General features: G+C 72.1%; 20 protein-coding genes. 9 read left to right on the top strand and 11 right to left on the bottom strand.

The annotated features are described in order from the left end of the window. Nucleotides 1-132 precede the first annotated feature (132 nt). Entirely contained in the window at nt 133-387 is a 255-nt protein-coding gene (locus ACH4XV_RS08340; RefSeq protein ID WP_020557388.1) for a WhiB family transcriptional regulator, read from the top strand. 173 nt (nt 388-560) lie between these two features. Here the strand turns inward: ACH4XV_RS08340 and ACH4XV_RS08335 are convergent, their stop codons facing one another. Continuing rightward, nucleotides 561-2,030: a histidine kinase N-terminal domain-containing protein gene (locus ACH4XV_RS08335; RefSeq protein WP_395788646.1), complete on the bottom strand. Its 1,470-nt coding sequence runs from the start codon at nt 2,028-2,030 to the stop codon at nt 561-563. Nucleotides 2,031-2,108: 78 nt separating this feature from the next. Between ACH4XV_RS08335 and ACH4XV_RS08330 the strand changes: the two genes are divergently transcribed. Together ACH4XV_RS08330 and nagA are read left to right on the top strand one after the other, a co-directional pair. Then, a complete protein-coding gene (locus tag ACH4XV_RS08330; protein ID WP_395787687.1) occupies nt 2,109-3,287 on the top strand; it encodes an 8-amino-7-oxononanoate synthase in 1,179 nt (392 codons plus the stop codon). A 179-nt stretch (nt 3,288-3,466) separates the two neighbouring features. Then, nucleotides 3,467-4,600 (top strand): N-acetylglucosamine-6-phosphate deacetylase, encoded by a 1,134-nt coding sequence (gene nagA, locus ACH4XV_RS08325; protein WP_395787685.1) that lies wholly within the window; start codon nt 3,467-3,469, stop codon nt 4,598-4,600. Nucleotides 4,601-4,745: 145 nt separating this feature from the next. Here nagA and ACH4XV_RS08320 read toward each other — a convergent pair whose 3' ends face one another. The 5 genes from ACH4XV_RS08320 to ACH4XV_RS08300 form a co-directional block, all read right to left on the bottom strand. Further along, complete coding sequence (locus ACH4XV_RS08320; RefSeq protein WP_395788644.1) at nt 4,746-5,816, bottom strand: SIS domain-containing protein; 1,071 nt, start codon at nt 5,814-5,816, stop codon at nt 4,746-4,748. A 198-nt stretch (nt 5,817-6,014) separates the two neighbouring features. Next, nucleotides 6,015-7,481 (bottom strand): glycoside hydrolase family 3 protein, encoded by a 1,467-nt coding sequence (locus ACH4XV_RS08315; protein ID WP_395787684.1) that lies wholly within the window; start codon nt 7,479-7,481, stop codon nt 6,015-6,017. Between the two features lie 6 nt (nt 7,482-7,487). Further along, on the bottom strand, nt 7,488-8,321 hold the full coding sequence (locus tag ACH4XV_RS08310) for a carbohydrate ABC transporter permease (protein WP_395787682.1): 834 nt from the start codon (nt 8,319-8,321) through the stop codon (nt 7,488-7,490). Then, nucleotides 8,318-9,322: a carbohydrate ABC transporter permease gene (locus ACH4XV_RS08305; RefSeq protein WP_395787680.1), complete on the bottom strand. Its 1,005-nt coding sequence runs from the start codon at nt 9,320-9,322 to the stop codon at nt 8,318-8,320. Before ACH4XV_RS08305 ends, ACH4XV_RS08310 begins: the two co-directional genes overlap by 4 nt. Before the next feature lie 220 nt (nt 9,323-9,542). Beyond that, nucleotides 9,543-10,844, bottom strand: coding sequence for an extracellular solute-binding protein (locus ACH4XV_RS08300; protein ID WP_395787678.1), 1,302 nt, complete (start codon nt 10,842-10,844; stop codon nt 9,543-9,545). Between the two features lie 367 nt (nt 10,845-11,211). Between ACH4XV_RS08300 and ACH4XV_RS08295 the strand changes: the two genes are divergently transcribed. The 6 genes from ACH4XV_RS08295 (at nt 11,212) to ACH4XV_RS08270 (ending at nt 16,666) form a co-directional block, all read left to right on the top strand. Then, the gene (locus ACH4XV_RS08295; RefSeq protein ID WP_395788642.1) at nt 11,212-11,955 is read left to right on the top strand and encodes a GntR family transcriptional regulator; all 744 of its coding nucleotides are present in this window, start codon (nt 11,212-11,214) and stop codon (nt 11,953-11,955) included. A gap of 256 nt (nt 11,956-12,211) precedes the next feature. Further along, complete coding sequence (gene bioD, locus ACH4XV_RS08290; RefSeq protein WP_395787676.1) at nt 12,212-12,937, top strand: dethiobiotin synthase; 726 nt, start codon at nt 12,212-12,214, stop codon at nt 12,935-12,937. 5 nt (nt 12,938-12,942) lie between these two features. Continuing rightward, the gene (gene bioB, locus ACH4XV_RS08285; protein WP_380042695.1) at nt 12,943-13,986 is read left to right on the top strand and encodes a biotin synthase BioB; all 1,044 of its coding nucleotides are present in this window, start codon (nt 12,943-12,945) and stop codon (nt 13,984-13,986) included. Nucleotides 13,987-14,124: 138 nt separating this feature from the next. Further along, nucleotides 14,125-15,816 (top strand): acetolactate synthase, encoded by a 1,692-nt coding sequence (locus tag ACH4XV_RS08280; RefSeq protein ID WP_395787674.1) that lies wholly within the window; start codon nt 14,125-14,127, stop codon nt 15,814-15,816. Nucleotides 15,817-15,839: 23 nt separating this feature from the next. Then, nucleotides 15,840-16,403, top strand: a complete 564-nt coding sequence (locus tag ACH4XV_RS08275) for a GNAT family N-acetyltransferase (RefSeq protein WP_395787672.1) — start codon at nt 15,840-15,842, stop codon at nt 16,401-16,403. Nucleotides 16,404-16,471: 68 nt separating this feature from the next. Continuing rightward, nucleotides 16,472-16,666 (top strand): hypothetical protein, encoded by a 195-nt coding sequence (locus tag ACH4XV_RS08270; protein WP_379994780.1) that lies wholly within the window; start codon nt 16,472-16,474, stop codon nt 16,664-16,666. A 233-nt stretch (nt 16,667-16,899) separates the two neighbouring features. Here the strand turns inward: ACH4XV_RS08270 and ACH4XV_RS08265 are convergent, their stop codons facing one another. The 5 genes from ACH4XV_RS08265 to ACH4XV_RS08245 all read right to left on the bottom strand — a co-directional run bounded on the left by ACH4XV_RS08265 (nt 16,900) and on the right by ACH4XV_RS08245 (nt 21,590). Next, nucleotides 16,900-18,255, bottom strand: a complete 1,356-nt coding sequence (locus ACH4XV_RS08265) for an HD-GYP domain-containing protein (protein ID WP_395787670.1) — start codon at nt 18,253-18,255, stop codon at nt 16,900-16,902. Continuing rightward, on the bottom strand, nt 18,252-19,655 hold the full coding sequence (locus tag ACH4XV_RS08260; protein ID WP_395787668.1) for an HD-GYP domain-containing protein: 1,404 nt from the start codon (nt 19,653-19,655) through the stop codon (nt 18,252-18,254). The genes ACH4XV_RS08265 and ACH4XV_RS08260 overlap by 4 nt, the downstream gene beginning before the upstream one ends. Before the next feature lie 180 nt (nt 19,656-19,835). Further along, the gene (gene rsrA / locus ACH4XV_RS08255; protein ID WP_379994774.1) at nt 19,836-20,153 is read right to left on the bottom strand and encodes a mycothiol system anti-sigma-R factor; all 318 of its coding nucleotides are present in this window, start codon (nt 20,151-20,153) and stop codon (nt 19,836-19,838) included. Continuing rightward, complete coding sequence (locus tag ACH4XV_RS08250) at nt 20,150-20,875, bottom strand: sigma-70 family RNA polymerase sigma factor (RefSeq protein ID WP_235618548.1); 726 nt, start codon at nt 20,873-20,875, stop codon at nt 20,150-20,152. Before ACH4XV_RS08250 ends, rsrA begins: the two co-directional genes overlap by 4 nt. Nucleotides 20,876-20,933: 58 nt before the next feature. Beyond that, complete coding sequence (locus tag ACH4XV_RS08245; RefSeq protein ID WP_395787665.1) at nt 20,934-21,590, bottom strand: alpha/beta family hydrolase; 657 nt, start codon at nt 21,588-21,590, stop codon at nt 20,934-20,936. Nucleotides 21,591-21,615 lie beyond the last annotated feature (25 nt).

The following is a 21,615-nucleotide window of genomic DNA, read 5'->3' as shown; positions in this document are numbered from 1 at the left end:
CCCGAATCCACTGCCAAACCTGGGGACCGACTCCGTCGGCCCCATGCTTGTCGGGGGGTTCGTGAAAGCGTTCACATTCACAAGCCACAGCGGGGCCGGAAGCCCTTGCTGACCCACGAGGAGTTGGACCGCATGGACTGGCGCCACGTTGCTGCCTGCCGTGACGAAGACCCGGAGCTGTTCTTCCCGATCGGCAACACCGGTCCCGCTCTGCTTCAGATCGAGGAGGCGAAGGCGGTCTGCCGCCGTTGCCCCGTGATGGAGCAGTGCCTGGGCTGGGCTCTCGAGTCCGGTCAGGACGCGGGTGTGTGGGGCGGTCTGAGCGAGGACGAGCGTCGCGCTCTCAAGCGCCGCGCCGCCCGCAACCGCGCTCGCGCCTCCGCCTGATCACCACGACGGGCTGAACTCTCCGGAGACTTGGATCGCCGGAAAACAAAAGAGCTTTACCGCAGTTGCCCCGCCGGGGTCCGATCGGACCGAGGCGGGGCAACTGCTTTTTCTCGTGCGGGTGTTCCTCGCTTACGCGGGATCCGAACCGATCCAAGATTCGGCGGCGGCGCTCAGCGGCGCCGGCGCAGTTGTACGTCCAGCCTGACGATCGTGCCGCCGGCCGGATTCGGCACCATGTCGAAACGGCCCGCGAGTTCGCTGCCCACGAGGGTGCGCACGATCTGCAGGCCGAGATTGCCGGACGTCTGCGGATCGAAGTCGTCGGGCAGGCCGATCCCGTCGTCGGTGACGGTGATCAGCAGTCGTTCCGCCCACCGCTCCGCGTGCACCTCCAGGGTGTTGACCCGCTCCGCGTACGCCGGGTCCTCGAACGCGTGCTCCAGGGCGTTTTGCAGCAGCTCGGTCAACACCATCGCCAGCGGCGTGGCGGTCTCCGCGATCAGTTCGCCGAAGTTGCCGTGCCGGGCGGTGCGTACCCGCAACGAGGACGCGGCGACCTCGGTGACCATGGACAACACCCGGTCGGCGATCTCGTCGAAGTCCACCCGCTCGTCCAGCGTCTGGGACAGCGTCTCGTGCACGATCGCGATCGAGCCGACCCGGCGCACCGCCTCCTCGAGCGCGGCGCGGGCCTGTGGCGCGTCCATCCGGCGAGCCTGGAGGCGCAGTAGCGCGGCCACCGTCTGGAGATTGTTCTTCACCCGGTGGTGGATCTCCCGGATGGTCGCGTCCTTGGTGATCAGCTCGCGTTCGCGACGGCGCAATTCGGTCACGTCGCGCAGCAGCATGATCGCGCCGATCCGCTGACCGCGCGGCTTGAGCGGGATCGCCCGCAGCTGCACCACCGCGGCCGGCGTCTCGACCTCGGTCTCGCGCGGCGCCCAACCGCTGGCGACGGCGGAGATCGCCTCGTCGACCGGTCCCTCGTGCGGGGCCAGTTCGGCGGTGATCCGGCCGAGGTGGCAGCCGACCAGGTCGGTGCTCAGGCCGAGGCGGTGGTAGGCGGAGAGCGCGTTGGGGCTGGCGTACTGCACGATGCCGTCGGCGTCGAGCCGGATCAGGCCGTCGCCCACACGCGGCGAGGCGTCCATGTCGAGCAGCTCGCCCGCATGCGGAAACGTCCCTGCGGCGATCATCTGCGCCAGGTCCGCGGCGCTTTGCAGATAGGTCAGTTCCAGCCGGCTGGGGGTGCGCGCGGTGAGCAGGTTGGTGTTGCGCGCGATCACCCCGATCACCCGCCCCTCGCGGGAGACGGGGATCGCCTCGACCCGCACGGGCACGTCGTCGCGCCACTCCGGGTCGCCCTCGCGCACGATGCGTCCCTCGTCGAGGGCGGCGTCCAGCATCGGCCGCCGGCCGCGCGGGACGAAGTCGCCGACCAGGTCGTCCTGGTGCGAGGTGGCGCCGGTGTTCGGCCGCATCTGCGCCACCGCCACGTACTGCTCGTCGTCGGTGGGCACCCACAGCACCAGGTCGGCGAAGGACAGATCCGCGAGCAGCTGCCACTCGGACACCAGCAGGTGCAGCCACTCCAGGTCGGCGGCGGACAGTGCGCCGTGGCGGTGGACGAGATCGTTCATGGAGGGCACACGCGCAGCGTACTTTCCACCCGGCCTGCGATCCTGGCCGCCCCACTCCGCCGCACCCGTGAGGTATGGATGTCCACCGAATCGCCCACGCCCGGCCGGCCCCTCCCCGGCGGCGGTCATCCGCTCGACTGGCTGGACCTGCGGGAGAAGGAACGGGAGGAGGCGGGGCTGCGGCGCCGGCTGCGCCCGCGCGAGGCGACGGTCGACGGGCTGGATCTGGCCGGAAACGACTACCTGGGGCTGACCCGCGACGCACGGGTGATCGAGGCGGGCGTACGCGCGCTGCGCACCTGGGGCGGCGGGTCGACCGGGTCGCGCCTGGTGACCGGGTCCACGACGCTGCACGCCGCGCTGGAGGCGGAGCTGGCCGAGCACATGGGGGCCGAGGCGGCGCTGGTGTTCTCCTCCGGCTACCTGGCCAACCTCGGGGTGATCTGCGGCCTGATCGGCAAGGGCGGACTGGTCGTCTCGGACGCGATCAACCACGCCTCGATCGTGGACGCGTGCCGGCTGTCCCGGGCCCGGGTGGCGATCACCCCGCACTGCGACGTCGAGGCGGTGGCCCGGGTGCTGGCGGAACGGGCCGAGGAACGGGCCCTGGTGGCCGTGGACGCGGTTTTCTCGGTCGACGGGGACATCGCCCCGCTCGCGGAGCTCGCGGCCGTCACACGGCGATATGGCGCCGTCCTGCTCGTGGACGAGGCGCACGGGCTCGGCGTGGTCGGCGCGGGCGGCCGGGGCGCGGTGTACGCGGCCGGGCTCGCGGGGGCCGACGACGTGGTGCTGACCGCGACGTTGTCCAAGGCGCTGGGCGCGCAGGGCGGCGCGGTGCTGGGTCCGCGCCGGGTGGTCGAGCACCTGGTCGACGCGGCCCGGTCGTTCATCTTCGACACCGGGCTGGCTCCGGCGAGCGTCGCGGCGGCCCTGGAGGCGCTGCGGATCCTGCGCGCGGAGCCGGATCTGACCGCGCGGGTACGGGCGAACGCGCGCGCGCTCGCGGCCGGCGCCCGGGAGGCGGGGCTGCGTGCGACCGAGCCCGAGGGCGCGGTGACGTCGGTGCTCGTCGGCGAGGCTCAGCTCGCGTTCGACACCGCCGCGCGTTGCGCGCAGGCCGGGGTCCGGGTCGGCTGCTTCCGTCCGCCGTCGGTGCCCGACGGCATCTCCCGACTGCGTCTCGCGGCCCGCGCGGACCTGACGCCGGCCGATCTGGAGCGGGCCCTGACGGCACTGCGATACGCCACTTCGTGACCCGATAACAACCGGTATACGTGTCATGTCCCTCGACATTGGTCTAGACAACTGGGATTGGTCTGAACCAAAATGGGCGGCGGCCTCCCGGCCCGCACCGGGAGGCCGCCGAACGTTCGGCCGCGTAGCGGTCCCGCAGGGAAGGAAGGGCACGCGTGGCCGGCATAGGGGCACCTCGCGTGCTTGTGGACGGGAAGCTCGTGGGCCCGGCCGAGGTGGGGGTCGAGCAGGGCCGGATCACCGGCGTCACCGAGGGACCCGGCCGCCCCGACACGCTCCGGCTGCCGCACGGCGTGCTCACGCCCGGCCTGATCGACGTGCAGCTCAACGGCGCGTTCGGACACGACTTCGTGGCCGCGGACGCGACCGCCTGGCGTGAGGTCGCCGCCCGGCTCCCGTCGACCGGGGTCACCGCCTTCTGCCCGACCTTCATCACCGGCGACCTGGACACCCTCACCGCGGCCCTCGTACGGGCCGCGGAGTTGCGCGCCAAGCTCGCCACGGAGCCCATCGCGCGCGACCTGGGCGTGCACCTGGAGGGGCCGTTCCTGTCCCCCGCCCGGGTCGGCACCCACCCGCCGGAGTACCTGCGCGAGCCCACTCCCGAACTGATCGACCGGCTGCTCCTGGACGACGCCGTCCGCGAGGCGCTGACGCTGGTCACCCTGGCCCCCGAACTTCCCGGTGCGCTCGAGGCCATTCGACGCATCGTCGCCGCGGGGATCCGAGTCTCGGCCGGACACACGGACGCGACCGCCGCCGAGATGTCCGCCGCCGCGGACGCGGGCGCGACCATGGTCACCCACCTGTTCAACGCCCAGCGCGGCCTGGGCCACCGCGAGCCGGGTGTGGTCGGCGCGGCGCTGAGCGACCCGCGCCTGACCCCCGGCCTGATTGCCGACCTGCACCACGTGGTGGGCCCGGTCTGCTCGCTGGTCCTGCGCGTGGCGGGCGAGCGCACCGCGCTGGTCACCGACGCGATGGCGGCCGCGGGCATGCCGCCCGGCCGCTACCGGCTCGGCGACGTGGACGTGACCCTGGTCGAGGGCGACGTGCCGCGCAACCCCGACGGCACCATCGCCGGCTCGGCGCTGACCCTGGACCTGGCCGTGCGCAACCTGATCGGCCTGGGCAACCCGCCGGCGCGGGTGCTCACCTCCGCGACCCGGGTCCCGGCCGACGCCCTGGGCCGCACCGACCTCGGCCGCATCGCCCCCGGCGCCACGGCCGACCTGGTCTGGTGGAGCGACGAGTGGACGATCCTCAAGACCTGGATCGGCGGAGTGGTCGCCTACGAGGCCACCACCGCCTGACCACCCCCACCCCGCGACGTGCAAAAGCCCCCGACCCGGTCCGGGTCGGGGGCTTTTGCACGTTCGGGCCGCGCTTTCCGGCCCCGGGGCGGTCCCGCGACGCGCCCTCGCCGAGCGCGTCCCGGGCCGCCCCCGGTCGTCGACGTCAGCGCGTCTCGGTCACCTTCGCCAGCGCCCGAGGGGCGTCCGGGTCGAGACCGCGGGCCATGGTGACCTCGTACGCCAGCAGTTGCAGCGGAATGATCTCCAGGATCGGCTGCACCTCCTCGGCCACACCCTCCGGCAGCACGAAGCCCGCCGAGGCCCGACCGACCTGGTCCGCGTTGCCGATCACCATCAGGTCCGCACCGCGCCCGCGCAGCCGCTCCAGGACCGGCTGGAGGGCGTCGCCGCCCTTGCCGTCCGGCACCACCGCGATCACCGGGCTGACGTTGTCGACCATGGCCAGCGGCCCGTGCAGCAGGTCCGCCCCGGAGAACGGCTGGGCCGGGATGTAGCTGGTCTCCATGATCTTCAGCGCGGCCTCGCGCGCCGTCGGGTAGCCGTAGCCGCGCGAGGTGATCACCAGGCGCTGCGCGAAGCGGTAGCGCTGCGCCAGCTCGGCGACCTCCTCGCGGCGGTCCAGCACGTCCTGCGCCAGCGCCGGCAGCTGGTCGGCCGGCGAGGTGTCGCCGCCGCGCAGGCCCTCGACGAACAGGTACAGCGCGAGCAGTTCCGCGGTGTACGTCTTGGTCGCGGGCAGCGCCTTCTCCGGGCCGGCCAGCACGTCGATGTGGAACTCGGAGACCGCGGCCAGCGCCGAGTCGGCGTTGTTGGTCACCGCGAGGGTGATCGCGCCGGCCTTGCGGGCCGCCTCGGTGGAGGCCACCAGGTCGGGCGAGCCGCCCGACTGGGAGACGGTGATCACCAGGCAGTCGGTCAGGTCCGGCTCTGCGCCGTACGCCGTGGTCGTGGACATGGAGGTGAGCCCGGCGGGCTTGCCGAGCAGCACCTCGATCAGGTACTTCGCGTACAACGCGGCGTTGTCGCTGGTGCCCCGCGCGGTCAGCAGCACGAACCGCGGGTTGCGCGCGGCGATCTCGGCCGCGACGGCGCGGATCGAGGGCGCGCCCTCGGCCAGGATCCGGCGCAGCACGGCAGGCTGCTCCGCCATCTCGGCGGACATGATGGTGCCCCGGTTCGGTGCCAGGACGTCACGGTCGTCGGTGGCGGACATGGTGCGGCCTTCCGTTGATTCCATGTGCTGATTCGGTTTCCACATACGGATGCGGAGGTCGGGCGGATCCGCGGGCCGGGGCCCGGGAACGCCCGCCTCCCCAGTGTCCGGTTTCCCGGTGTCGGGCGGGTTCACGGAGGCCGGACGCTCGGTGTCGAACGGATACCGGGCGTCCGGCCCCCTGGTCGAGGGATGCCGTCAGGCGAGCCGACGGCCGGTCAGGATCTCGGCGGCGGCGATCCCGCACACGGTGGCGGCGCCGTGCGTGGCGAGATGGGCGGCGCCCGGAGTGGCAGCTCCGGGGATGCCCATCTCGACCACGACGGCGTCCGGCCGCGCGGCGAGCAGGCCCGCCACGATCTCGGTCGCCCAGACGTGGTGCTCCAGGTTGCGCACCACGAGCACCAGGGGACGGTCCGCCCCCGCGCGCAGCACCTCGTCGATCAGCCCCGGCTCGGCGGCCCGGGCTCGGGTGACCGTGGTCCCGGGCAGCGCCTCGGCCAGCACCGGCGCCAGGCCCCACGGGGTCTGCTCGCCGACCGCGATGTTGGCGGTGGGGGACAGCTCCACCACGTGTGCGGGCCGGTCGATCGGGGTCACCGTACCGGTCACCCGGACCGCGCGGCGGGCCGCGTCGAGCCCGAGCGCGTAGTCGACCGGCTCGGCCGCGCCGACCTTGGCCCACGCGGCCAGCGCGTGCACCCGCCCGGCCGCGTCGACCAGCCGCTCCTCGGCGAGCCGGCCCTCGCGCACCGCGTCCACCAGCGCGTCGCGCAGGTGCAGCACGGTGTCCTCGTCGCACAGCCCGCCGCCCACGCACACCGCGTCGACACCGGCCGCGATCGCGCGGACGGTGCCGTCGGCTATGCCGTAGGTGTCGGCGATCGCACCCATCTCGATGGCGTCGGTGACGATCAGGCCGGTGTAGCCCAGTTCCTCGCGCAGCAGCCCGGTCATGATCTTCCGGGACAACGTCGCGGGCAGTTCGGTGTCGTACGCGGGCAGCAGGATGTGCGCGCTCATGATCGCCTTGGTGCCGGCCGCGATACTCGCGTGGAACGGCACCAGCTCCCGGGCGGCCAGCGTCTCGCGCGAGACGTCCACCAGCGGCATGCCGTGGTGCGAGTCGATCGCGGTGTCGCCGTGTCCGGGGAAGTGTTTGACGCACGCGGCCACGCCGGCCGCCTGGAGCCCGGTGACGTACGCGGCGGTGTGCCGCGCGACCAGGTCGGGCTCGGCGCCGAAGGCCCGCACGCCGATGATCGGGTTGTCCGGGTTGGAGTTGACGTCGGCCGACGGGGCCCAGTTGAGGTTGACGCCGCACGCGGCCAGCTCGCGCCCGAGCCCGCGCGCGACCGCCTCGGTGGTCGCGGTGTCGTCCACCACGCCCAGCGCCAGGTTGCCCGGCCAGCGGCTGCCGGTGTTCACGTGTATCCGGGTGACGTCGCCGCCCTCCTCGTCGATCGCGACGATGAGGTCGGGGTTCTCCCGGCGCAGCTCCTCGGTCAGGGCGGTGACCTGTTCGGGGGTCGCGACGTTGCGACCGAACAGGCCCACCGAGCCCAGCCCGCCGGCGATCCGGTGGCGCAGCCACCCGGGCGCGGTCAGGCCGTCGAAACCGGGCTGCAGGACGGCGAGCGCCAGGCGCTCGAGACGTTCGGACATGGTTGATCAGCCCTTTACCGCGCCGGAGGTGAGCCCGCCGGTGACCTTGCCCTGCAAGACCAGGAAGATCGCAAGCACCGGAAGCATGAAGAGGGTGGAGGCGGCCATGATGGCGCCCCAGTCGATGGTGAGCCCGTTGCTGAAGGAGTTGAGCCAGGTCGGCAGCGTGCGCTGCTCCGGCTTGTTCAGCAGCAGCGCGTTGGCGAACGCGAACTCGTTCCACGCGGTGATGAAGCCGAACAGCGAGGTGGAGAGCAGACCCGGGGCCAGCAGCGGGAAGACGACCTTGCGGAACGCGGTGAAGCGCGAACAGCCGTCCACCCGGGCGGCCTCCTCCAGCTCCACCGGGATGCCCCCGAGGAAGCCGCGCAGGGTCACGATCGAGAAGGGCAGCGTCATCACGAAGTAGATCGCGGTGAGCATCGGCAGCGAGTCGAGCAGGTCGTTGTCGCGCGCGATCAGGTACATCGGGATCATCAGCGCCTCCCACGGCGCCATCTGCGCGATGAACACCATGAGGATGAAGGGCGCCCGGCCCTTCCAGTGCATACGCGCCACCGCGAACGCGGCGAAGCACGCCACGACCAGCGCCAGGAGCACGCCGCAGCCCGCGACCAGCAGGCTGTTGCGCCAGTAGTCCCAGAAGTGCGGCGTGTTGACCGCGGTGTCGAAGTTGTGGAACGAGATCGAACTCGGCAGGAACTTCGGCGTCGACGACTGGATGTCCTTGGCCGGCTTGAACGCGGTGAGGATCATCCAGTAGACGGGGAAGATCGACACGGCGAAGACCAGCAGCGCCGCGATGTTGAGCGGAATCCGCTTCAGGGTGCGCGCCTTCACTTGTCGGCCTCCCGCTCCTGCTTGAACATCTGACGGAAGTAGAAGACGAGCATCACCACGAGGATGAGCACGGTGATCGTGGAGATCGCGCCGGCCATGTCGAACAACTTGAGCGACATGCCCTGCTGGTACGCGTACACGGGCAGCGTGCGGACGTCGTTGATCGGCCCGTTCTCGCCCGCGATCGCCCAGATCTGGGCGAACGACTTGAAGATCCAGATCACTTCCAGCGACGTCACCAGCGCGAAGATCGGGCGCAGGATCGGGAAGGTGATCGAGCTGAAGATGCGCACCGGACCGGCGCCGTCGAGTCGGGCCGACTCGTAGACGTCGGTCGACACGGTGGTCAGCCCGGCGTAGAGGGTCAGCGTCGCGAAGGGAATCGACTGCCACACGATGAGCAGGGTGACCACGGTCAGGGTGGAGGTTCCGTGCGCGAACCAGGTGTAGCCCTCGTAGTCGAAGCCGAGCTTGACCAGCGCCCAGTTGACCACGCCGTTGTCGGAGCGGAAGAGCCACTTGAAGATCGTGGTGGCCGCGATCACCGGGGTCGCCCACGCGGCGACCAGGCCGATCAGCACCACGATGCGCATGGCCTTGCCGAGCTTCATCAGCATCAGCGCGCACAGCGTGGAGATCACCATGATCGCCACGACGTTGATCGCGGTGAAATAGAAGGTCCGCCGGGTGACCTCCCAGAATTCGTCGTCCTTGAAGACGGCCTGGTAGTTCTCCCAGCCGACATAATCGGCCGACCGCGAGATCAGCTGCTTGAAGCGGTAATGCTGGAACGACAACATGACGTTCCGGACCACCGGATAGAACAGCAGGAAGGCGATCCCGAGAATCGCGGGCGCGACAAGAAGGTATGGGGTGACCGACTTGACGATCCCCGACGGCTTGCGTGGGGGCTTCGATGCGCGTCTGGCACCCGATGGTGCCTGCTTGCGCGGGGGCTGCGTAGGTGTCGCGACCACCGCGTCTGCCTTGGAGGCTGACACAGCTGCCTTCCCGTGGTTCGGTGTCGGGGGTCTCCGGCCCGTCCGGCCCGGTGGCAGGACGTGGCGAGAGCGCGGAGCCGGCGACGGGGGACCGCCGGCGGGCCGCGCCGGGTGGGCCGGGCCGGTCCCGCCGCGGAGGAGTACCCCGCGGCGGGAGCCGACCGTTCGGCCGAACTGTTCATCACCCGATCCGCTCAGCGGTCCGGGCGGGTGGTGCGGGTCAGTTCTTGGTGTTCAGCGTCTTCTCGATCGACGCGTTGGCTTCCTTGCCGGCCGCGGCCGCGTCGCCACCGGTCATCACCTTGGTGAGGTACGCCTTGATCGGGTTGTTCTCCTCGACGGAGGCCCAGTTCGGCGAGTTGGGGGTGGCGAAGCCGTTCTTCGCGCCCTCCATCATCGCCGCGCCGCCCGGGTCGGCGGTGACCGCGCTGGCGAGCGTGGTCTTGTTCGGGAGCTGCTTGGTCGCCTGCGCGAGCTTGCTCTGCCACTCGTCGCTGTTGATCAGCTTGATGACGTCGTAGGCCAGGTCCTGGTTCTTCGACGCCTCGGGGACCATCAGGTCGGAACCACCGGTGAGGGTGGCACCGGCCTTGCTCGCGTCCTTGCCCGGGATCGGGAAGAAGCCGAACTTGTCCTTCAGGGCCGGGTTCGACTTGATGATCGTCTCGGCCTCGCCCGGAACGGCGATGAACTGGGCGATCTTGCCGCCGTCGGCCGCGAGGACCTCGGGCTGGGTCTTCTCGTCGCCGTCCTTGGCGGCCTTGCCGAGCGCCTGGAGCTGCTTGTAGAAGCCGGCGGCGGCCACGGCCGGGGCGCCGTCGAGGTTGGCCTTCCACGCGCTGCCGGACTTGGTCGCGATGTCCGCGCCCTCGTCCTTGAGCAGACCCGAGTAGAAGTACCAGTTCTGACCGGGCAGGTAGATGCCCTGCTGGTCGCCGGTGTTGAGGCGGGTGGTGACGTCGAGCCACTCGGCGCGGGTCTTCGGCGGCGTGGTGATGCCGGCCTTCGCGAAGAGGTCCTTGTTGTAGATCACGACACGGTTGGCGGCGTAGAACGGGATGCCGTAGGTCTTGCCGTCGACCTTGCCCGGGTCGGACAGGCCGGTCAGCCAGTCCTTGCCACCGAGCTCGTTGACCTTGGAGCTGAGGTCCTTCAGACCGCCCGAGGCGCCGTACTGGGCGATCTGGGTGTTGCCCGCCTCGACGACGTCGGGGGCGTCGTTGCTGGCGAGGGCGCCGGTGATCTTCTGACCGATACCGTTCCATTGCTGGATCTGCACGTCCAGCTTGGCGCCCGGGTGGTCCGCCTCGAACTTGGTCTTCAGCGCGGCGATGTAGTCGTCGGGGGCGGAGCCCTTCATCAGCCAGACGCGAACGGTCTTGCCGTTGCCCGCGGCCGGCGCGCTCGCGCCCGGTGCCTTGGTTTCCTTCTTGTTGTCATCGCTGCTGCTGTCGGACCCACAGGCGGCAACACCGGTCAGCGCCGCCGCGACACCGGCCGCGACGAGAAGACGACGCTTCACTACATCCTCCTCAGGATGTCGGGCACCGCAGTTCGGTATGAAGTCGTCGATATTCGCCCGTCGGATCCGTGAGGTGCGCGGACCGACCGAGTCCCCCACTGGGGAGGGGACTCGAAATGGGAAAACACCGACGCCCCAGGGACGAGGGTTGCGCGGTGACCATCAATGGTTTAGACCATTTCGGAGGTTGGCATAGACCAATTGGGGTGTCAAGGTTCCGTAGACGGCGAAGGCACGCCGTTATCGGACCGACATCCGCGCTCCTGGTCCTGGGGGGATCGGTGGTCGTGCCACGATGGGGACCGAACGTGTCAGGAGGGCACCGGTGACGGCGGAACACGTGATCACGACCACGGCGGACAGTGCGATGGCGGGAGGCGACGCCGGCCTCGAGCCGAGTGCTCGCGTGCCCAAGTACTACCGCCTCAAGCGCCATCTTCAGGAGCTGACCAACACCCAGCCACCGGGCACGCCCGTGCCACCCGAGCGCACCCTCGCGGCGCAGTTCGACATCTCCCGCACCACCGTGCGCCAGGCGCTTCAGGAGCTGGTCATCGAGGGGCGCCTGGAGCGCGCCCAGGGCCGGGGCACCTTCGTCGCCAAGCCCAAGGTGGCGCAGAGCCTCCAGCTGACGTCGTACACCGAGGACATGCAGGCCCAGGGCCTGGAACCGACCTCGCGGCTGATCGAGATCGGCTACATCACCTGCGACGACCACCTCGCGGAGCGGCTCGCCATCCGACCCGGCAACCGCGTGTTGCGCATCGAGCGCCTGCGGCTGGCCAACTCCGAGCCGATGGCGATCGAGACCACGCACCTGTCCACCAAGCGCTTCCCCGGGTTGCGCAAGCACCTGGCCAAGCACAACTCGCTGTATCGGGCCCTGTCGGCCGGTTTCGACGTCCATCTCGCCGAGGCCGAGGAGACCATCGAAACCGCGATGGCCACCCCGCGCGAGGCCGGACTGCTCGGTACCGACGTGGGCCTGCCGCTGCTGCTGCTGTCCCGGCACAGCTTCGACACCGAAGGCGAACCGGTCGAATGGGTGCGATCCGTCTACCGCGGCGACCGGTACAAGTTCGTCGCCCGCCTGCGCCGCCCCCAGGAATGAGCCGGTGAGCGCGCCGGCGGCCCCTTCGAACACATGCGATCGGCCGGACGGCCCGGGCCCACCCGGACCGTCCGGCCGGTCGCCGGAGGATTGCCGTTCACTCCCACAGCCCCGTGCAGAGGGCCGCTGACGGTGTCGCGCGCGGCCCCGCCGGACCACGCACCCACCACTTCGATCATGCCTCGCCGGCGCGCCTCGCGGCCGGCGACAAAGGTCCACGAACGGCGGGCCCAAGGTCCCCCTACCCTGGACCGTCATGAGCGTTCTCGTGGTGACCGGCACCGACACCGGGGTGGGCAAGACGATCGTCACGGCGGCCGTCGCCGCCATCGCCGCGGTGCGCGGCGGCTCCGTCGCGGTGGTCAAGCCCTCGCAGACGGGCGTGGCGCCCGACGAGCCGGGCGACCTCGCCGACGTACGGCGCCTGGCCGGGGTGACCGACCTGCACGAATACTCCCGCTACCCCGACCCGCTCTCCCCCGCCGCCGCCTCCCGGGTCTCCGGTCTGCCGCCGGTGGACCTGTACGGGGTCGCCGACCGGGTCCGCGCGCTGGCCAAGGAGACCGACCTCGTGGTGGTCGAGGGCGCGGGCGGCCTGCTCGTGCGCTTCGACGACGACGGCACCACGATCGCCGACCTCGCGCACGAGCTCAGGGCGGGCGTGCTCGTGGTGGCCCGCCCCGACCTCGGCACCCTCAACCACACCGCGCTCACCCTGGAATCGTTGGCCCATCGGGGAGTCGACCTGGTCGGCGTGGTGATCGGAGCCTGGCCGAACGAGCCCGACCTGGCGATGCGCTGCAACGTCCGGGATCTGGAGACGCTGGCCGCCCGGCCACTGGCCGGCGTACTGCCCGCCGGCGCCGGTTCGCTGCACCCGGCCGACTTCCTGCTCACGGCCCGCGCGAGTCTGGCCCCCGCCCTGGGGGGTACCTTCGACCCGGCCGCGTTCCGCGCCGCACAGGATCCGACCGCAAGGTGAGCCACATGACGGAATCCCTCGACACCGCCCTCGACGACCGTACGCAGACCGGGACCGACGACATCCTGGCCGTGGCCCGACACCAGGTCCTGGAGCAGGGCCGCGGCCTGAGCGCCGAACAGGTGCTGGCCGTGCTGACCCTGCCCGACGACCGGCTGGAGGAACTGCTCCAGCTCGCGCACGAGGTCCGGGTCCGGCACTGCGGGCCCGAGGTCGAGGTCGAGGGCATCGTCTCGGTCAAGACCGGCGGCTGCCCCGAGGACTGCCACTTCTGCTCGCAGTCCGGCCTGTTCCCCTCCCCCGTGCGGGCCGCCTGGCTCGACATCCCCTCCCTCGTGGAGGCGGCGAAGGAGACCGCCGCGACCGGCGCCACCGAGTTCTGCATCGTGGCCGCGGTGCGCGGCCCCGACGCACGCCTGATGAAGCAGATGCGCGAGGGCGTCGCGGCGATCCGCGAGGTCGTCGACATCAACATCGCCGCCTCCCTCGGCATGCTCACCCAGGAGCAGGTCGACGAGCTGGCCGACATGGGCATCCACCGCTACAACCACAACCTGGAGACGGCGAAGTCGTACTTCACCAACGTGGTCACCACCCACACGTGGGAGGAGCGCTGGGACACCCTGCGGATGGTGCGCGCGGCGGGCATGGAGGTGTGCTGCGGCGGCATCGTCGGCATGGGCGAGTCGGTCGAGCAGCGCGCCGAGTTCGCCGGCCAGCTGGCCGAGCTGGAGCCTGACGAGGTGCCGCTGAACTTCCTCAACCCGCGCCCGGGCACCCCGTTCGCCGACCAGAAGGTGCTGGAGCCGCGCGAGGCGCTGCGGATCATCGGCGCCTTCCGGCTCGCCCTGCCCCGGACCATCCTGCGCTACGCGGGCGGGCGCGAGATCGCGCTCGGCGACCTCGGCACGCGCGACGGCCTGCTCGGCGGGATCAACGCGGTGATCGTGGGCAACTACCTCACCACCCTGGGCCGCACCGCCGACGCCGACCTGGCCCTGCTCGACGAACTGAGCATGCCGGTCAAGGCGCTCAACCAGACCCTGTAGCCGGCTCGCCCCGCCCGCGGCCCCCACCCCGACCCGGGGGCCGCCGGCGCCGGCCCCTCTACTGCCCGTCGGGCGCGCGCGGATAGGTTTCCCCCCGGCACACGAGGGTGGCGGCGTCTACGGCGACGGAGGCCGGGCATGCGCGCACGACGAGGGGCCGGGGGCCGGGTACCCGCGAGCGGGACGGTCGAGGGGCACGGCGGGGCGCTCGCGGTCGCCGCCGCCCGGGCACACGGGATCGACACCATGTTCACCCTGTCGGGAGGCCACGTCTTCCCGCTCTACGACGGCGCGGTCGGCGCGGAGCCGGCGCTGCGGGTGATCGACGTACGGCACGAGCAGACCGCCGTGTTCGCCGCCGAGGCGACCGCCAAGCTCACCCGCCGACCGGGCCTGGCCGTGCTCACCGCGGGCCCCGGCGTCACCAACGGGATCAGCGCGGTGGCCACCGCCTGGTTCAACGGCTCGCCGATGCTGGTCCTGGGCGGCAGGGCGCCGGCGTTCCGCTGGGGCTCGGGCGCGCTCCAGGAACTCGACCACCCCCCTCTGCTCGCGTCGATCACGAAACGCGCGGCGACCGTGCACGACACCGACCGGATCGCCACCGAGGTGGACGCCGCGCTGGTCCTGGCGAACAGCCCGCACCGCGGCCCGGTCTTCCTGGACGTGCCGATGGACGTGCTCTACGACCGGGCCGAGGTGACGCTGCCGGCCGCCGCGCGGCCCGCGCCCGTACTGCCCGACCCGGACCTGGTCGCGGTGATCGCCGACCTGCTGGTGCGCGCCGCCCGCCCGGTCCTGGTGCTCGGCCAGGACGTGTGGATCGGCGGCGCCGAGCACGCCGCCCGCCGGGCCGCCGAGACGATCGGCCTGCCGGTGGTGGCCAACGGCATGGGCCGGGGCGTATTGCCCGCCGGCCACCCGCTGCTCGCCGGTCGGGCCCGGGTCGGCGCGCTCGGCGGCGCCGACCTGGTCCTGGTGGCGGGCGCGCCGCTGGACTTCCGGCTGTCCTACGGCGGCTTCGGCGGGCAGGGCGGCGGGCCGCCCGCCCGGGTGGTGCACCTGGCCGACGCGCCGACCGAGGCGACCGGGCACGGGCACTGCGCGGTACGCGCCTGCGGCGACCTGAGCGCCCTGTTCGACGCGCTCACCGCAGCGTGGGAGCGGGTCGGGCGGGTCGGCATGTACCGCGACTGGGCCGCCCACGTGCGCGCCGCGGCCCGTACCGCCGCACAGTCCGACGCGCCGCTGCTCGCCGGCGCCGGCCGACCGATCCATCCCGCGCGCGTGCACGGCGAACTGCTGCGCCTGCTCGACGAGGACGCGGTGGTGATCGGCGACGGCGGCGACTTCGTGTCCTACGCGGGCAAGTACATCGAGCCCGCCCGCCCGGGCGGCTGGCTGGACGCGGGCCCCTACGGCTGCCTGGGCACCGGCCTGGGCTACGCGCTCGGCGCCCGGCTGGCCCGGCCCTCGGCGCAGGTGGTGCTGCTGCTCGGGGACGGCGCGGCGGGCTTTTCGCTGATGGACGTGGACACCTTGGTCCGGCATCGGCTGCCGGTGGTGCTGATCGTCGGCAACAACGGGTGCTGGGCCCTGGAGAAGCACCCGATGCGGATGCTCTACGGCCACCACGTGGCCGCCGATCTGGCGCCGAGCACCCGCTACGACGACGTGGTGCGGGCGCTGGGCGGCGCGGGCGAGACGGTCGCCCGGCCCGAGCAGATCGCCCCCGCGCTGCGCCGCGCGTTCGCCTCCGGGGTGCCCTATCTGGTGAACGTGCTCACCGATCCGGAGGCGGTCTACCCACGCTCGACCATGGGCGTGTGATTCGCGGCGTAAACTGGACGGCTATGAATCCCCCTGGCTCCGCCGCCGCGGCCCGACCCCACGACCATCACCCCGCGCCGACCGGCGTCCGCATCCGCCAGGCCCGTCCGGAGGAGTACGAGGCGGTCGGCGAGGTGACCATCGCCGGCTACGCGGGACTGGTCGCCTCCGACCAGGACTACGTCAACGACTTGCGCAAGGCCGCGCACCGCGCGGAGAACTCCGAACTGCTCGTGGCCGTGGACGAGCGCACCGGCGAGATCCTGGGCACCGTCGCGTTTGTCCTGCCCGGCAGCGCCTACGCGGAGGTCTCCCGCGAGGGCGAGGGCGAGTTCCGGATGCTCGCGGTCGCCCCGTCCGCGCGCGGGCGCGGCATCGGCGAGGCGCTCGTCGAGGCGTGCCTGGAGCGCGCTCGCAAGTACCACTTCACCGCCGTGGCGATCTCCACCGTGTGGGACATGCGCGCCGCGCACCGGCTCTACGGCCGCATGGGCTTCCACCGCGCGCCCGAGCGGGACTGGTGGCCGGCGCCCGAGGTGGAGCTGATCTGCTACCTCAAGGACCTGCGCGAGACCCCGCAGGGCTGACCGCGGCCGGCCGTCGCGGCCGGGGGTGTCCGGTCGGGCCGCCGGGACCAGGGCCGTAATCTACGGCCGTGACCACCATTGCAGCCTTCTGCGACCACTGCGGCGAGCAGCTTGCCGGCGCCGCGCACGACGACTGTGTGCGGCGCCGCGAACTCGAGCCGCCGCGCTACTGCGGCCAGTGCCGGCGGCGGATGACCGTACAGGTGACCCCGCGCGGTTGGACCGCCAAGTGCGTCGAACACGGAGTGCTCACCGCGATCTGAACAACACCCATCACGACCCGAGGACGTCCGCCCCGATCCGACGGTGCGCACCGCAGCCCGACCGGGACTCGCCCGGTCCCACCGTTGTCCACCGCGGTCCGGCGGGTGCGCCTCGCTCCGCCCGACGCCCATCGCGGTCCGACCGGGACTCGTCTCGGTCCGGTCGGGGGCCATCGCGGCTCGGCTTGCGCACTCGGCCAAAGGCGCCGGCACTCGGCCGGAGGCCCCGGCGCTCAGCCGGCCCGTTCGAGCACCTGCGCCAGTGCCTCGACCACTCGCGGGTCGTAGGCCCCGGCCGCGTCCGCGCGCAGCCGGGCGAACACCTCGCGCCGCGCGCCGAGGTCGTCGGCGGACGCGAGCAGGTCGTCGTAGGCGTTGGCCACCTTGATGATCCGACTGGCCAGGGGCGGCGGCGGCGCGGCGCTCTCGTCGCGGTACGGATCGGCCTGCGCGGCCACGATGGTCGCCACACGGTCCAGGACGCCGCTCTCCCGGATCACCTCCGCGCCCAGCCGGGCGATCCGACGCTGTTCGGCGACGGGCAGGTCGAGCGTGGTGCCGCCGGGCACCGGGTCGGCCAGCGCCAGCTGCCCGATGTCGTGCATCCGCGCCGCGTAGGCCAGTTCGCGCAGTTCCACCTCGCCCAGCCCCAGATCCACCCCGACCGCGTGGGCCAACTCGCCCACCCGGGCCGCGTGTCCGGGCGAGCCGCACCCCGCCGCCTCGGGCAGCCGGGACAGCGCGTCGACGGTCTGCCGGTGCACCTGCCCGATCGCGGCGCAGCGCCGGAAGGACAGCAACACCAGCAGCGAGGGCACGCAGAACACCGGCACCGCCCACAGCCCCAGCGCGCCGGTGGACAGCGCGATCAGCATCCCGGTGGCGCCCACGGCGGTGCCGATCCCGGCCGGCCCGCCCGACGCCCGACCGCCGTCCCCGCCGTCCGCCCCGATCCGCCCGCGCGTGCCCGGGCCCGCGCCGAGCGCCCGCAGTTCGGCCAGCAGCGCGGGACAGAACGGGCCGCCCACCCGGACCATGGCCACCACCACCGCGTCGCACAGCACGGTCAGCAGCACCACCAGGACCAGGAACGTGCCGTACGCCCAGCCGTGCGCCATCACCGGATCGAGCCCGCCCGCCGCGTACAGCGGCCGGAACAGCGTCGCGGCGAACACTGCCGCGAGCAGGCGCCGGGCCACATACGCGGGATCCGGCGCCCGTCCGCGCGCCACGTGCGGCAGCGCGCCCGCGAGCAGCGCGACGCCGACCACCGCGATCACCTGGAGCACACCATGCCGGGACACCGTGCCGTGCACATCCGGCAGCAGGGCGTAGGCCAGCGCGCCGGCCGCGCCCAGTGGAGCGCTCTCCCGGCTGCCGGGCAGCGTCACCCGAGCCGCCTCGCCGACCGCGATCACCACGCAGAACACCAGCGCGTACCAGGGCTGCACCACGCCCCGGGCCGCGGTGCCGGCCACCGCGGCCACCGCCGCGAGCGCGCCGAGCCCGAGCACGAGGGTGCGGGTATGCGCCCGCAACCGCGCGGCCGGACCGCCCGGCGCGCGCCGGACCCGGGTCACCGCGATCACGATCCGCCACCGACCCGCTCGCGCGCCACCGAATGGGTGTCCGAGACCCCGTCCCGGCAGGCGTCGGAGGAGGTGTCCGCCGAGGGGATCCCCGGCCGGCCCTCCGCACGCGGTTTCCCGCGCGGCGCGGGCACCCGGTCCCGCACCTCCCCCTCCGGCCAACCGTGTCGGTCCAGCGCCTCGGCCAACGCCTCGACCATCCGCGGGTCGAACTGGGTCCCGCTGCATCGGCGCAGCTCGGCCATCGCCGCCTCGGCGCCGCGCGCGGGCCGATACGACCGGGTCGAGGTCATCGAGTCGAACGCGTCCGCGACCGCGATCACCCGCGCGAACTCGGGGATCTCGGCGCCGGCCAGACCCGCCGGGTAGCCGCGTCCGTCCATCCGTTCGTGGTGGTGCAGGATGCCCGCGCGCGCCTCGCCGAGGAAGGTCAGGTCGGCCACCATCGCGGCACCGGTCACCGGGTGCCGCTGCATCTCGCGCACCTCGTCGGGGTCCAGCCGCCCCGGCTTGGTCAACACCCGGGTGGATACCCCCAGTTTGCCGACGTCGTGCAGGATCCCCGCGTAGCGCAGGCAGCGCACCCGGTCCTCGCGCATGCCGAGCCGGCGGCCGATCAACACCGAGGCGCGGGAAACCCGTTCACTGTGGCCGCGGGTGTAGCCGTCCTTGATCTCCACCGCCCGCACCAGGGTGCGCACCGTCGCCTCGTGCGCCGCCCGCTCGCAGGCCTGCTGCACATAGGCCCAAAAGGCCACATACAGCGGGAGCAGCACCAACACGGCGGCGAACACGCCCAGTCGCTGCTGCCACAGCACCGCCATCATCAGCGCTATCGGCACCGAGCCCAGTCGCCAGCCGGCCGAGCGCACGAACACCTCGCGCAGCACCTGCGGTCGCACGGCGCCCTCGGCCACACCGACCGCGACGGTGTCGAACAGTCCGCTCACCAGGTAGAGCGCCACCCCCGCCGCGGCCGGCGGCACCAAGCCCTCGGGCAGCTCGGCGGCGGACGGATACCGTGATCCGTCCAGGAGTTCGTACACCCGGGCGGCCACCGCGACGGCGAGCACCAGGTGGGCGGCGTGCGCCAGACGGGTGACCATGGTCGCGGTGCGCGACCGCGCGATCAGCACGCCGGGCACCACAACGGCCGCGGCGGGCCCGGCGGGCAGCAGCAGCACGCCCGCGCACACCAGCGGGAAGAGCACCCCGTCGGGGGCGCCGCACAGACCGCCCAGGCGGGCGCGGGCAACGGCTCCGAAGACGACGAACAACACCGCCAGCGCGCCCAGTCGATCGGGTTCGGCGCCGGTCCACGGAAGCAGGACGAGCGCGGACACGGACCCGCCCACCACGATCCCGACGTGGATCCGGGCGCTCGGCGGCAGCGTGCGCATGCGACTCCTCGACTGGTCGCTCGGACCACCGAGAATAGGCCGCCCCGGGAACGACGGAGGGGCGCATGCCCGGTTTGTCCCGACCATGCGCCCCATTTTTAGCCCGATGGAGTCAGTGGATCCGCGCGCCTCGACAGCCCGTTCGGGTCGGCGATCCGATGCCTTGCGAGCCCGCTCGGATCAACGACCCGGTCGCTCCATCTCGATCGAGGACTCCTCGACCGAGACCCGCTGGGCGTCGACTTCGACGCGCACCAGCTTGATCCGCTCCAACACCTTGTTGCGCAGCTCCGAGGGAACCTCGTCGCGGCCGCAGCAGCGGTGCACCAACTCCTTCACCTGCTGCTCGAGGCCGTACTTGTCCAGACACGGCGAGCACTCGTCGAGGTGGGTGCGGATGCTGGTGCAGTCCGCGTCGGCCAACTCGTTGTCGATGTACTCGTACAGGTGCCCGAGGATCTCGGAGCAGTCCACCTCGTGGTGGTCACCGCAGCTCATGAGTCCGAGCCTTTCCGGTCGGTGCCTGCGGGGACGAGGCCGCGCTCGCGGGCGTAGTCGGCCAGCAGATCGCGAAGCTGGCGACGCCCGCGGTGCAGGCGCGACATCACGGTCCCGATGGGAGTACCCATGATGTCCGCGATCTCCTTGTACGCGAAACCCTCGACGTCGGCGAGGTACACCGCGATCCGGAACTCCTCGGGAATGGCCTGGAGGGCCGTCTTCACGTCGGAGTCGGGCAGGTGATCGAGTGCCTGTGCCTCGGCCGAGCGCAGTCCGGTGGACATGTGCGACTCGGCGCGGTGCAGCTGCCAGTCCTCGATTTCCTCCGCATGCGATTCCAGCGGCTGCCGCTGCTTCTTACGGTAGGAGTTGATGAAGGTGTTGGTCAGGATGCGATACAGCCAGGCCTTGAGGTTGGTGCCCTCTTTGAACTGGTGGAACGACGCGTACGCCTTCGCGAACGTCTCCTGGACCAGGTCCTCGGCATCGGCCGGGTTACGGGTCATCCGCAGCGCCGCCGAGTACAACTGATCGAGGAACGGCAGGGCGTCCCGCTCGAACCGCGCGTCTTGCTGCTCCAAGGTCTCCGTTACGAGACCCACCTCCTTCAGGCCAGGAGTCGACGATATCGCCCGAGGCTGATCGGTGCCCGCACCCCACTCGGGCCAGGCGAGAAACGGTGCCTCGTTTCGGACAACCGAACCGGCGGCCTTGAGCATGGGAGCGACCTCCACTCGTCGACGCTTGACAGTGGTGGGAACACGTCGCCGCAGCGGATCATTCCCGGGTGCTCGGCACCGTCAACCAATCGCCCACACCGGCCGTGATCAGCGCCAACGCCGCTTCCTGAGTGATCTCGGCGCGCTTCGGTACGGCGAATCCGTGGTCCGCGAAGGGCACCGGGAGCACGGTCGGACCGTCCTTCGGAAACTCGTTCGGCGCACCGAACGTGTCCCGTTCGCCCTGCACCACCAGGGTCGGTACGCCCGCCCCGAGCAGTTCAGCCAAGCGCGAACGCTCCGGTCGACCGGGCGGGTGCAGCGGGAAGGCGAGCGCCACCACGCCGGCCACGCCGGTCTGCGCCGCGGTGCGGCAGGCCACCCGGGCGCCGGCACTGCGGCCGGCCCCGAACACGGGCAGCGCCTCGGCGGTGTTGCGCCGGGCGATCTCCTCCAGCACCGGAAGCCAGCCCGCGTCCAACGTCTTGGGCGCCGGCGCGAGCCGGCGGCCGGCGACCCGCCACGGCTGCTCGACCAGGGCCACGTGCACCCCGCGAGCGGGCAGCGCGGCGGCCAGCGCCGCCAGGTCGCGTGCCTCGATCCCGCCACCCGCGCCGTGGCTCGCCACGAACCAGGCACGCGCCGCGACGGTCGCCCGGCGCAGCGTCACCCGCGCGGTGCCGGGCGGCGTGGCCACCTCGAACACCTCGGGCACGGCGACCGTGGCGGGTCCTGCCGGT

The sequence above is a fragment of the Embleya sp. NPDC020630 genome (assembly GCF_044334985.1).
Taxonomy (GTDB): Bacteria; Actinomycetota; Actinomycetes; order Streptomycetales; family Streptomycetaceae; genus Embleya.
The sequence above is the reverse complement of the archived record's forward strand: the minus strand, read 5'-3'. Positions and strand labels throughout refer to the sequence as shown.

What these genes read in the sequence shown, in the direction of transcription:
- ACH4XV_RS08340 (WP_020557388.1), top strand. Translation starts at nt 133, where the DNA reads ATGGACTGGCGCCACGTTGCTGCCTGCCGTGACGAAGACCCGGAGCTG.
- ACH4XV_RS08335 (WP_395788646.1), bottom strand. Translation starts at nt 2,030, where the DNA reads ATGAACGATCTCGTCCACCGCCACGGCGCACTGTCCGCCGCCGACCTG.
- ACH4XV_RS08330 (WP_395787687.1), top strand. Translation starts at nt 2,109, where the DNA reads ATGTCCACCGAATCGCCCACGCCCGGCCGGCCCCTCCCCGGCGGCGGT.
- ACH4XV_RS08320 (WP_395788644.1), bottom strand. Translation starts at nt 5,816, where the DNA reads ATGTCCGCCACCGACGACCGTGACGTCCTGGCACCGAACCGGGGCACC.
- ACH4XV_RS08315 (WP_395787684.1), bottom strand. Translation starts at nt 7,481, where the DNA reads ATGTCCGAACGTCTCGAGCGCCTGGCGCTCGCCGTCCTGCAGCCCGGT.
- ACH4XV_RS08295 (WP_395788642.1), top strand. Translation starts at nt 11,212, where the DNA reads ATGGCGGGAGGCGACGCCGGCCTCGAGCCGAGTGCTCGCGTGCCCAAG.
- bioD (WP_395787676.1), top strand. Translation starts at nt 12,212, where the DNA reads ATGAGCGTTCTCGTGGTGACCGGCACCGACACCGGGGTGGGCAAGACG.
- bioB (WP_380042695.1), top strand. Translation starts at nt 12,943, where the DNA reads ATGACGGAATCCCTCGACACCGCCCTCGACGACCGTACGCAGACCGGG.
- ACH4XV_RS08280 (WP_395787674.1), top strand. Translation starts at nt 14,125, where the DNA reads ATGCGCGCACGACGAGGGGCCGGGGGCCGGGTACCCGCGAGCGGGACG.
- ACH4XV_RS08275 (WP_395787672.1), top strand. Translation starts at nt 15,840, where the DNA reads ATGAATCCCCCTGGCTCCGCCGCCGCGGCCCGACCCCACGACCATCAC.
- ACH4XV_RS08260 (WP_395787668.1), bottom strand. Translation starts at nt 19,655, where the DNA reads ATGCGCACGCTGCCGCCGAGCGCCCGGATCCACGTCGGGATCGTGGTG.
- rsrA (WP_379994774.1), bottom strand. Translation starts at nt 20,153, where the DNA reads ATGAGCTGCGGTGACCACCACGAGGTGGACTGCTCCGAGATCCTCGGG.
- ACH4XV_RS08250 (WP_235618548.1), bottom strand. Translation starts at nt 20,875, where the DNA reads ATGCTCAAGGCCGCCGGTTCGGTTGTCCGAAACGAGGCACCGTTTCTC.